Origin of the sequence: Salinivibrio sp. PR5, from assembly GCF_001996085.1 — a bacterium.
GTDB classification, from domain to species: Bacteria; Pseudomonadota; Gammaproteobacteria; order Enterobacterales; family Vibrionaceae; genus Salinivibrio; species Salinivibrio proteolyticus.
The window spans coordinates 44,624-56,180 of record NZ_MUFK01000019.1; the positions used below are offsets into that span (position 1 = coordinate 44,624).

7 protein-coding genes are annotated in these 11,557 nt (G+C 49.6%); 4 read left to right on the plus strand and 3 right to left on the minus strand.

The window, feature by feature from the left end:
* The first annotated feature begins 4 nt into the window (after positions 1–4).
* Genes mukF through mukB form a run of 3 tightly spaced genes read left to right on the plus strand, consistent with a single transcriptional unit; the run spans position 5 to position 6,529 of the window.
* Entirely contained in the window at positions 5–1,369 is a 1,365-nt protein-coding gene (gene mukF, locus BZG82_RS08755; protein WP_077661993.1) for a chromosome partition protein MukF, read from the plus strand.
* A complete protein-coding gene (gene mukE / locus BZG82_RS08760; RefSeq protein WP_077765635.1) occupies positions 1,350–2,081 on the plus strand; it encodes a chromosome partition protein MukE in 732 nt (243 codons plus the stop codon). The genes mukF and mukE overlap by 20 nt, the downstream gene beginning before the upstream one ends.
* Complete coding sequence (gene mukB, locus BZG82_RS08765; protein ID WP_077765636.1) at positions 2,078–6,529, plus strand: chromosome partition protein MukB; 4,452 nt, start codon at positions 2,078–2,080, stop codon at positions 6,527–6,529. Before mukE ends, mukB begins: the two co-directional genes overlap by 4 nt.
* A gap of 56 nt (positions 6,530–6,585) precedes the next feature.
* Here the strand turns inward: mukB and BZG82_RS08770 are convergent, their stop codons facing one another.
* Together BZG82_RS08770 and BZG82_RS08775 are read right to left on the minus strand one after the other, a co-directional pair.
* A complete protein-coding gene (locus BZG82_RS08770; protein ID WP_077765637.1) occupies positions 6,586–8,898 on the minus strand; it encodes a methyl-accepting chemotaxis protein in 2,313 nt (770 codons plus the stop codon).
* Positions 8,899–9,102: 204 nt separating this feature from the next.
* The gene (locus tag BZG82_RS08775) at positions 9,103–9,600 is read right to left on the minus strand and encodes a GNAT family N-acetyltransferase (protein WP_077765638.1); all 498 of its coding nucleotides are present in this window, start codon (positions 9,598–9,600) and stop codon (positions 9,103–9,105) included.
* A 213-nt stretch (positions 9,601–9,813) separates the two neighbouring features.
* Between BZG82_RS08775 and BZG82_RS08780 the strand changes: the two genes are divergently transcribed.
* Positions 9,814–10,725 (plus strand): aldo/keto reductase, encoded by a 912-nt coding sequence (locus tag BZG82_RS08780; protein ID WP_077765639.1) that lies wholly within the window; start codon positions 9,814–9,816, stop codon positions 10,723–10,725.
* A gap of 195 nt (positions 10,726–10,920) precedes the next feature.
* Here BZG82_RS08780 and BZG82_RS08785 read toward each other — a convergent pair whose 3' ends face one another.
* Complete coding sequence (locus tag BZG82_RS08785) at positions 10,921–11,418, minus strand: MarR family winged helix-turn-helix transcriptional regulator (protein ID WP_069587048.1); 498 nt, start codon at positions 11,416–11,418, stop codon at positions 10,921–10,923.
* Positions 11,419–11,557: the final 139 nt, after the last annotated feature.

The following is an 11,557-nucleotide window of genomic DNA, read 5'->3' on the forward strand; positions in this document are numbered from 1 at the left end:
ACGGATGAGTGATCAGGCCCAATCAACCCTGACGCGGGCAGACGACGCTCAGACAGTGCCCGAATTGGTCAACTGGGTGAAGCAAGGTGGCTTTTCACTTAACTTGCCGCCGGAGCGATTGGCGTTTTTATTGGCCATTACGGTAATGAGCCAAGAACGTTTCGAAGATGAACTAAGCGAAGGTGAATTGATTGATGCCTTCCGTATCGTAAGCGAACAGTTTGCCGCGTCGGGTGATAGCCCTGCGGGGAATCTAGCCTTTCGCGCCAACAACGCCATCAATGAAATGGTACAAGCCCGTTTGTTGAGCCGGTTTACGAGTGAAATGACCGAGGGCGATAGCATTTATCGCTTAACGCCGTTGGCGATGGGCATTGCAGATTATTATGCGCGCCACCGCGAGTATTCAGCATTGAAGTTGTCGGTGCAATTATCGATGGTGGCGGATGAAATTGAAAAAGCCCGCAGTGCAGCGATGCAAGACGGTGATGCGAAGTTTTGGCGCCACAACGTGTATGGCGTGTTGAAATACTCGGTAGCCGAAATTTTTGATCGCATCGACCTCAATCAGCGCGTGATGGACGAGCAGCAGCAGCAAGTGAAAGATGATATTGCTGCGCTGCTGACGCAAGATTGGCAGGCTGCGATCGCCAATTGTGAATACTTGCTCAATGAAACCTCGAGCACGCTGCGCGAGTTGCAAGACACTTTGCAAGCCGCGGGAGATAACTTACAAAGCCAATTGCTCGAGATTCAAGAAGTGGTACGCTCGCGTGATGACCTCGACTTCGTGGATGCGATGGTTTACAGCCTGCAAATGAAACTCGACCGGATCATCAACTGGGGGCAGCAAGCAATTGACTTGTGGATCGGCTACGACCGTCATGTGCACAAGTTTATTCGTACCGCCATCGACATGGATAAAAACCGCGCATTCAGCCAGCGGTTACGTCAATCGGTGAGTGACTTTTTCGATGCGCCTTGGTTTTTGACCTATGCCGATGCAGAGCGACTCCGCGACACCCGTGATGAAGCCTTAGTGCTACGTGACGATGAAGTAACGGGAGAAATGCCTGCACAGGTTGAATTTGAAGAGCTGACGGTGGTGGATGATGCGCTATCACGTCAAGTCTCTGAGATGCTGCAGCGTCACCGTCAAACCGGCCAAGCCATCAACTTAGGCGACGTCCTGAAATCTTATCTGGCCGAGCACCCGCAAGCCCGCCACTTTGATCTCGCGCGTTTGGTGATTAACCAAGCGGTTCGGATGGGCTATTCCCAGTCCGACTTTAACGCGATCCAGCCTGACTGGCAGGCCATTAATGACTTTGGAGCCAAGGTACAAGCGAATGTCATCGATAAATACTGAAATGCCAATGCCTGAAGGGTTAGCAAAAGCGATCGCTAATCCACTCTTTCCGGCGTTGGATAGCGCTTTGCGTGCTGGCCGCCATATTGCCAGTGAAGATTTGGATAACCATGCGTTGTTGGTTGAGTTTGAGCAAGAGCTGAATCTTTTTTACCAGAGGTACAATGCAGAATTAGTGCGTGCCCCAGAAGGGTTCTTTTACCTGCGCCCTCGCTCAACCAGCCTGATACGCCGCAGTGTTCTGTCTGAGCTAGATATGTTGGTGGGCAAAGTCTTGTGTTTTCTTTATCTCAGCCCAGAGCGACTGGCGCAAGAAGGGATTTTCACCACCCAAGAGCTCTTCGACGAACTGATGGCGCTTGCCGATGAGAAAAAGCTGATGAAGCTGGTTACACATCGCGCCAGCGGCTCTGACTTAGATCGTGACAAACTGTTCGACAAAGTTAAAACCTCACTGCGCCGTCTACGCCGATTAGGCATGATCATTCCAATTGGTGAAGGGCACAAGTTCCGTGTCAGCGAAGCTACGTTCCGTTTTGGCGCCGATGTGCGCACTGGAGAAGACATGCAGGATGCACAATTGCGCCTGATCCGCGATGGTGAAGCGGTAGTGCATACCCAAGAGCATATCCAATCCAGCTTTTTGGACGACGATCTGCATGAAGAGGATTCGTTTACCCAATCCCAACCAACTGAGGAACAGACAGCATGAGCCAACGCGGTAAATATCAATCACTCACCATGGTGAACTGGAACGGCTTTTTTGCTCGAACCTTTGATATCGATACCTTGGTGACCACGCTTTCTGGTGGTAACGGTGCCGGTAAATCAACCACGATGGCGGCGTTTATCACGTCTTTGATCCCCGACCAAACCTTGCTTCACTTCCGAAATACCACGGAAGCGGGCAGCTCGAGTGCCTCGCGAGATAAAGGGCTGCACGGTAAATTGCAGCCGGGGTCGTGTTATGCCGCGCTAGACGTGGTGAATTCCCGTCAGCAGCGAGTGTTATTTGCGGTACGTTTGCAGCAAGTCGCAGGACGAGACAAAAAAGTTGATATCAAACCTTTCGTTATTCAAGGGTTGCCTTCACACGTGACCCCGACTGAGGTATTGGTAGAAACACTGGCCAATGGGCAAGCTCGTGTTCGTCAATTAAATGAAGTGAAAGAGGCAGCCGGAGGCTATGAGACCGCGCATTTCAAAGCGTTCAACTCGGTCACCGACTATCACGCTCAGATGTTTGAGTTTGGCGTACTGCCGAAAAAGCTGCGCACTCAGCAAGATCGCGGCAAATACTATCGTTTGATTGAAGCGTCCTTATACGGTGGGATCTCAAGTGCCATCACCAAATCGTTACGCGATTATTTGTTGCCGCAAAACGGTGGCGTGAAAAAAGCGTTCCAAGATATGGAAGTCGCTTTAAAAGAAAACCGGATGACGCTGGAAGCGATTAAACTGACCCAGCGTGATCGGGATTTATTTAAGCACTTGATCACCGAAGCGACGCACTATGTCGCCTCAGACTACATGCGCCATGCCAACGAACGACGCAGCAAATTAGAACAAGCCTTGTCGTTGCGTGCCGAGTTGGGCAGTGCACAAGCGGAATTGCAGCAAAAGCAAGCGCAAGCACACGCGATGCAAGAAGAGCTGGACGAGCTGGAAGCGGGTCAAGATCACTTGGAACAAGACCACCAAGCGGCATCGGACCATTTGCAGTTAGTGCAATCTGCGTTACGTCAGCAAGAAAAAATCCAACGCTATGAGGAAGACTTACTTGAATTGAGTGAGCGCCTTGAAGAACAGATCATGGTGGTGGAAGAGGCGGCCGAGCAATTAGCTGAGGGCGAACTGCGAGCGGCGCAAAGCGAAGAAGAAGTTGATAGCCTGAAAAGCCAGTTGGCCGATTATCAACAGGCACTGAACACGCAACAGACGCGTTCTTTGCAATACCAGCAAGCGGTGAATGCGCTAGAAAAAGCCCGCGCGCTGACGGGCGATGAAGAGCTACAGGCTGATGATGCCAGTGCTCGGTTGCAGACACTTAAAGCCGAAGAAGCGCAGCAAACCGATACCGTGCTGTCTCTGAAGCACAAACGTGATCTTGCTTCTGCCACGGCGAGCCAATTTGATCATGCGTTTACGTTATTACGTCGCATTGAGCCGGATGCGCTACGTGAGAAAGCCGGAAAGCAAGCGAAATATTGGGTGGAACAAGGCCGCGAACGTCGTTATTTGGCCGATAGCCTGAATCAACTGCAGTACGAGCAGCGCGAGCTGTTGCAACGTCAGCAGCACCGTGAGCAAGCACAATCACTGGTGAGTCAATATCAGGATGTCACCCACGAAACACTGACCAACGCGGATGCGGTCGAGCAGGCGGTAGCATTGCAGCAAGCGACGCGTGATGAGTTGCAGTTAGCCCGTGAGCAACAGGCCGAGCAGGTTCGCGAGCATCAACGCCAAGATGATGCACTAGCAAACGAAATTCGTGTGTTAGAGGAACAAGCACCTGCATGGATAGCCGCCAACGACGCACTGACCAAGCTCATTGAGCAGAGTGGTCAAGCATTGCACGATCGCCAAGCGGTGATGGCGGCGATGCACGAAACACATGAGCAGGTGCGCGAACGTACCCAAGCGCGCGATCAATTAGCAGAGCAAAAAACCAAGGTCGAGCAGGCGATCGAGCATCTTGCCCAGCCAGGTGGCAGTGATGATGCTCAGTTGCAAGCGCTGGCGGACACCTTAGGGGGTACTTTGCTCTCTGAGATTTATGACGACATCACCCTTGATGATGCGCCTTATTTCAGTGCGCTGTATGGTCCGGCTCGTCACGCGATAGTGGTCCCTGACTTAAAAGGTGTGAAAGCAAAACTGGCTGATTTAGAGGATTGCCCAGACGATCTGTATGTCATCGAAGGTGATGCCGACGCGTTTGACGACAGCGTGTTTGATGCCGAGGAACTCTCTGGCGCGGTGTGTGTGCACCTCAATGATCGTCAAATGCGTTATTCGCGCTTCCCTGAAACGCCTTTGTTTGGTCGCGCAGCGCGTGAGTACCGTCTCGAGGCGTTACGCGAGCAACGCGAAGCCTTGGTCGAAGACTACGCCAAAGCATCTTTTGATGTGCAAAAACAACAGCGTTTGTCTCAGGCATTTAGCCATTTTATTGCCGAGCATTTAACGGTTGCTTTTGAGGCGGATCCCGAATTAGCCATCAAGCAGCGCCGTGATAAGCGCTCGGCTATTCAGCGTCAATTGGCAGACGCCAAAGCGCAACAGCAACAAACGGACGAGGCAATCAAACGGACTCAGCACGCGCTGCAGATCCTCGACAAACTCCGTTATTGCGCTGGCGCGCTGGCTGAGATCGATCTGGACAGTCAAATCGATGCGATTCAACAGCGGGTTGAAGCGGCAAAGCAGGCTAGTGCCTTTATCAAGCAGCACGGTGACACCCTCACCGAGTTGGAAGCGCGCCTATCGACGTTGGATGCTGATCCTGAGCAGTTTGATAAGCTTGAGCAGGCATACCAAGATGCAGATGCGCAGCTGCAACAGATTAAGCAGCAAGTGTTCGCGGTCGCCGATTTAGCCGAGCGTCGTCCGCACTTTGCCTATCAAGATGCGGCAGATATGCTCACGCAAAGCAGTGAGTTGAACGAGCAACTAAAAAGCAAGCTGAAAACCGCGGAGCAAGTGCGACAGCGTGAGCGCGAGGCACTAAAAAATATTCAGCAACAGACGAATCAATATCATCAGGTATTGGCGTCACTGAAAAGCTCGCACCAAGCGAAACAAGAAACCGTCGCCGAATTTAAACGTGAGTTAGCTGAGTTGGGCGTTCAGGCCGACGATGATGCGATGGAACGTGCTCGCGTTCGCCGGGACACCTTACATGAACAGGTGCACCAAGCGCGTCAGCGCCACAGTCAGCTTTCACGTGGTATTACTTCGCTGGATATGGAAGTGAAATCGCTGACTAAAGGCCTGCGTAAATCATTGAAGCAATACCAAGACTTGCGCACATTTGTGGTGAATGCGAAAGCAGGCTGGTGCACGGTGATGCGTATTGCGCGTGATAACGGTGTGGAAAAACAGCTGCATCGCCGCGAAATGGCCTATATGTCGGCTGATGAATTGCGTTCGTTATCGGATAAATCATTGGGCGCGTTGCGTTTGGCGGTCGCCGACAATGAAACCTTACGTGACGCATTGCGTGCATCGGAAGACATTGGTCGTCCTGAACGCAAGGTACTCTTTTATGTCGCGGTTTATCAGCACTTACGCGAGCGTATTCGCCACGATATTATTCGCACCGATGATCCTGTCGAAGCAATTGAAGAGATGGAAGTTGAGCTCGCTCGCTTGACCGAAGAGCTGACGCAACGGGAAAACCGTTTGGCGATTAGCTCAGAGTCGGTGGCGAACATCATTCGTAAAACCATTCAGCGAGAGCAAAACCGTATCCGCATGCTTAACCAAGGCCTACAGAATATTGGCTTTGGTCAGGTAAAAGGGGTGCGTTTGAATGTGTCGATTCGCGAGACGCATGCACAACTTTTGGCGGGCTTGGCTGAGAATGCTGAGCAACACCAAGACTTGTTTGGCAATCACAACCTCACCTTCTCGGAGGCGATGGCGAAGCTGTTCCAGCGCCTCAACCCGCATATCGAGTTGGGCCAACGTTCGCCACAGGTGTTGGGAGAAGAGCTCCTTGATTATCGCAATTACCTCGAATTAGGCATTGAGGTTAACCGTGGTACGGATGGCTGGTTGCAGGCCGAGTCGGGCGCGTTATCGACCGGTGAAGCAATCGGTACGGGCCAAGCTATCTTGCTGATGGTGGTGCAAAGCTGGGAAGAAGAATCACGCCGTTTGCGCGGTAAAGATGTGATCCCATGTCGTCTGCTGTTTTTGGACGAGGCAGCGCGTTTAGATGCTAAATCCATTTCGACGCTGTTTGAGCTATGTCACCGCCTTGATATGCAGCTATTGATTGCGGCACCGGAAAACATCAGTCCTGAGCAAGGCACGACGTACAAGCTAGTGCGTAAGATCTTCAACGATCGCGAGCATGTACATGTGGTTGGATTGCGCGGTTTCGGTGAAGAAAAGCGCCGAGAGTTAGCGCAAGAACCCGTCCTCGGCTAGAGGCGAGACTGAAAAAAGGGCCAGCAGGATGCTGGCCCTTTTTTTTTGCCTTGTGATTAGGTTTTAAAGTGACTGATGGTATTTTCCAAGGTGGTCGCCTGCTCACTTAACTGCGTCACTGTTTCCTCAGTACTGCGGGTGCGCTCTGAGACGCGATCGGCCGATTGCGCCATGGTATTAACGTTTTGACTGATTTCATCGGTCACTTGAGTCTGTTGATTGGCGGCGGTGGCGATCTGCATATTCATCTCGTTGATACGCTCAATCATCTCTGTGATTTGGCTGAGCTTGTTATTGTTTTCTGTACAGTTCTCAACGCTTTCAAGCACAGCACTGTTCGCCTGTTCGATGCCTGACGTCGCTTTACGTGTTTCGAGTTGAAGTGCTTCGACTTTTTTACGGATTTCTTCCGTCGAGTCTTGCGTGCGTGTTGCCAGTGAGCGCACTTCATCCGCGACCACCGCAAATCCGCGTCCTTGCTCGCCCGCACGCGCAGCCTCAATCGCTGCATTCAGTGCCAATAAGTTAGTTTGTTCCGCAATTTCTTGGATGACATCAAGCACCGAGCCAATAGACTCACTTTCTTGCGACAGCTGCTCCATTGACTGCGTGGCACTGGACATATCATTTTGGAGTTGCTGCATACGCGCGACAAGATTATCACCGATCTGGCTTCCTTCTTGCGCAGATTGGGTGATGTTATCTGAAGCTTCAGAGGCATTGCTAGCATGCTCAGAGACTTCACTAATCGATGCGGCCATTTGCGTGGCGGCTGTCGCAACCTGGCTAGAGTTACGCGCCTGCTCATCTATTTGGCCGCGCATATCAACGATATCGGTGCTGATATCTTTTGAGGATTGCAGCAGTAATGAAGACGCACTGTGGGTTTGCTGGATAACGTCTCTGAAGCTGGCAAACATGTCATTAAGGCTATCACTAAGCTGTGAAAGTTCATTTTTACCTTTATGTTCAAGCTGGATAGTCAAATCTTTGGTTGCTGCAATGTGTTGAATTTTATCGGCAAGGGCAAGAATGGGGGCGCCGATACTGCGGCCAAGATAGAACGCAGCAATCGATGCAACCACAGCCAAACCCAGTGCGGTCAGTAATGTCGAGTAGAGGATATCATCGCTAATCTGCGCGATAGCGCTCAATGCTTCGGATGTATCCTGCTGGCTCACGACGGCCCATGTAATGCCGTACACCTCGAGTGGTGAATAGATGGCGATAACCTCATTGCCGCGATAGCCCATCTGGGTCATGAGCCCTTGCTGACCCGCCAATGCCTTTGATGCAGCAGCGCTGTCGATGGGTTGCTTACCGGCCGCACTATTCTGATAGGCGATTTTGTGGATTGTTGCTTCATTTACGCCCATCGCTTGAAGCCGGCTAAGGTAGGCGTCTTTGTCATCAGTTAATAGACGTGGTTCAGAGCGCAGACGCTTATCTGGACCGACAAGAAATAGCTCGCCTGTTCTACCCATGCCTGATTCAGCCCATTTATCATTGTTGCTGATAATTTGGCTGATGCGCTCAATCGGCATCTGGAAAATTAAGGCACCGATTTGTTTATCATTTTTGTACACAGGGCTGGCGATAAACGAAGCAGGGCTGTCATAAGATGGGTAGTAAGCGGCAAAGTCGACAAATCCCAATTCACCTTTTGGCGCTTGACGGACTTTTTTATAAGCTTGCGCGATGCCGCTCGATGCGTAAGGGCCATTGAGCAAGTTAGTGGCGTAATCAAGTTCTTTATAAACGCTGTAAACAATATTTCCCTGATTATCAATCAGAAATATATCGTAATAACCAAAGGTTTTTAAATAGTGCTGAAAGTTAGGATGAAATTCGGCATGAATTTCGCTGTATACTGAACCATCATTCGCATTAGCTAATGTATCTTTACTCCCCAGTGGATGCGTATTCTCACTAATATAACTTTGCTGAAGACGTTTTGCGGTTTCAGTCAACTGATTGTATTTGTCTAATGCACTGGTTGTTTCGTCGTTAATGCTCTGATATTGATTAGCAAACTGTTCTGTATAATATCGCTTCAGTGCGGCGTCTTTTTGAGGGGATGTTGAAACCTCATCATTAATACGTTGAAATGCAGATGAAAACTTTGCTAATGCATCTTCTGTCATCGTGGAGTTGGCCAGTGTTTTTATTTGATTTCCAATAAACTGGAAATAGTTATTTATCTCCGACTTCTTTGCTTGGGTAATGGCAGTGAGTTGATCACTGACTTTCTGGTTAAGTGACTGAGAAGAGAGTGACATAGTTCTTGTCGCAAGAATGGCAGCAACAATAATGACACAACTTAATGAGGCACCTACAATGGCGAGGGTTATTTTCTTACTGACTTTCATGGTGACGCTCCCAACCTTTCTCTAAAAAAAGATAGGTTCTAGTTAGCCACTCTGCGTAAAAATTATCGTTTTCGATAAGTAAATAAAAAAGGATGTCTTGTTAAATAGACAAAAGGAAAATTAATAAAGACAACGTTTGATCAGTAGTACCACTTTATTGTCGGCCCCAAGTGCTATCAAACAGCTTTTTGATGACGCGTATAATTACATCGTGAGGTCACATTCCAGCATGGCGACACTGTGCAGTTTTCCAAACTTTTCACCCACATCACTGAGCTGACCCACTTGTTGAAAGCCATAGCGGCGATGTAGTGCCAATGAGGCAGGGTTAGGCAAAGTGATCAGAGAGTAGGCGCGGCGCAAGCCTTGTTGACGCATACTATTAAGCAGCGTTTGCATCAGTTGCGAACCAATGCCTTGGCCACCTGCATCGTGAGCGACATAAATCGTGATTTCTGAGGAAATAAGATAGGCTTGTTTGGGATTAAAGGCGGTGTTGTATGCAAAACCGACAAGTTTGTCGTCTTGCTCCGCAACCCATGCCTGATAGCGAGATGACGTGTCAAACTGAGCAAACCAGCGCTCACGCTCGTCCGTCTGCCAAGGCACCAGATCAAAGGTAATCGCGGTTTGCGAAATGTAATAGTTATAAATGGTGTTGATCGCGTCACAATCCCGCAATTCCAGGCGTCGAATAAGCATTTTCTCTTCCTTTTTGCTTTTTTGCGTCAAACAAGATACCGACCTTCTTTCCGCTTGCCAAGGGTTGGTGATAGTTTGATCAATTTTGGGGTGAGGAATGAACACTCTCGACCACTTAAGTGACTACGTCGGGGATTAAGACGAGAAAAGATTGTAGATTTGTCCGGTTCGGATTAGCATGAAATTCTCACTCCTCGACATTAAGGACGTGTTTTGTCTGAGTTAACTGCAACTTCTATTTCTCCCGTCGGTCCATATTTTTCGCCTTTGGTTCAGGGCTATTGGCGCCTTGATGACTGGCAAATGACGCCACAACAACGCCTTAGCTTTCTTAAAGCGCATATTGACCTTGGCATTACTACGGTGGATCACGCGGATATTTACGGTGACTATCGCTGTGAATCCTTGTTTGGGCAGGCGATCAAGCTTGAACCGAGCGTTCGTCAGAAAATTCAAGTGGTCTCGAAGTGTGATATTAAGCTGGTCAGTGAAGCGGCGCCAACCCGCAAAATTAACCACTATGACACCAGCTATCGTCATATTATTCAGTCTGTTGATAACTCATTATCGCGTTTAGGCGTTGAGCGTTTAGATGTACTCTTACTGCATCGCCCGGATGCGTTGATGGATGCAGATGAAGTGGCAGAAGCCTTCACCACACTGCGTCATCACGGCAAAGTGAAGCACTTAGGGGTGTCGAACTTTTCCCCATCGCAATTTGACTTGCTGCAATCGCGACTCGATGAATCGTTAGTGACCAACCAAGTCGAAATCAACCCACTGCGTTTTGACGTGATTCATGACGGTACGCTCGATCAGTTGCAACGTTTGCGGATTAAGCCGATGGCGTGGTCTTGTCTCGCGGGCGGGGAGCTTTTTAATGGTGACAGTGCGCAGGCTAAGCGAGTAAGAGAAACCTTACAAGCGATTGCGGATGAGCTGGATGCGACCATCGACCAAGTGATTTACGCGTGGGTTATGCGTTTACCATCAGAGCCGTTGCCGATTATTGGTTCGGGGAATATTGAACGCGTGAAGTCAGCGATTAATGCGCGCTCATTAACTCTGAGTCGTGAACAATGGTATCGCATTTGGGTTGCCTCAAAAGGGCATAATGTGCCTTAGGCGCAGCGGGCAATAACCTAATAGAACAGTAAAATAAGGCGGCCATGATGCCATCTTTTTTTATCACTGTAATGAATGAAACCAGCGATGGTGTGGAATGCATGAATGGCGACGAGAGCGATGATCCTTTGCTTTCGTAACGCCATAACTGGCAGGTTGCCCGGTGGAGACGTCCTGTTACCTGCCGGGTCGTGACTATTTTTTAGCTTGAAGTTGCGCGTTGTGTGACGTGAGCGCAGATACCTCAAGCAGTGGGGCGGCGTCAATATCGTCAGCATTCATCATTGATGACACACGCTGGACCGATGAGAGCAATAACGACTGTTCCCATTCTTCCAAGTTTTGGAAGCGAGAAATAAAGCTTTCTTGCAAAGGTTTCGGGGCTTGCTCGAGTGCCGCTTCACCTTGCTCGGTTAAATGCGCGTGGACTTTACGCTTATCCAGTTCACTGCGCACGCGTACAATCAATCCGCGCTTTTCTAAGCGATCAAGGATCGTAGTTGCAGTGGCTTGGCTCATGTTGGTGTGCGTGGATAGTTTTCGAATGGTCACCTGACCTAATTCTTTGATAGCACGCATTAAAACCAGCTGAGGGCCAGTAATACCAGAGACTTTGTTGAGTTTGCGTGAGTGCAGGTCAATCGCTCGGATGATTTGCCGCAGCGCGACCAGGACTTCTTCGTGTTTTTCCATTCATTAACCTCCACCAGTAAAACAGCGAGCGAAACTTACAATACAAGCAGATGTAGTGCAAAGATATTTAGAGAAAAAACGATGATTTACGGTTTTTTTCTCTGCGAAATAACTCGCCGTCTTTCAGTATATTATAATC

What these genes read in the sequence shown, in the direction of transcription:
- BZG82_RS08770 (WP_077765637.1), bottom strand. Translation starts at nt 8,898, where the DNA reads ATGAAAGTCAGTAAGAAAATAACCCTCGCCATTGTAGGTGCCTCATTA.
- mukB (WP_077765636.1), top strand. Translation starts at nt 2,078, where the DNA reads ATGAGCCAACGCGGTAAATATCAATCACTCACCATGGTGAACTGGAAC.
- mukF (WP_077661993.1), top strand. Translation starts at nt 5, where the DNA reads ATGAGTGATCAGGCCCAATCAACCCTGACGCGGGCAGACGACGCTCAG.
- BZG82_RS08785 (WP_069587048.1), bottom strand. Translation starts at nt 11,418, where the DNA reads ATGGAAAAACACGAAGAAGTCCTGGTCGCGCTGCGGCAAATCATCCGA.
- BZG82_RS08775 (WP_077765638.1), bottom strand. Translation starts at nt 9,600, where the DNA reads ATGCTTATTCGACGCCTGGAATTGCGGGATTGTGACGCGATCAACACC.
- mukE (WP_077765635.1), top strand. Translation starts at nt 1,350, where the DNA reads ATGTCATCGATAAATACTGAAATGCCAATGCCTGAAGGGTTAGCAAAA.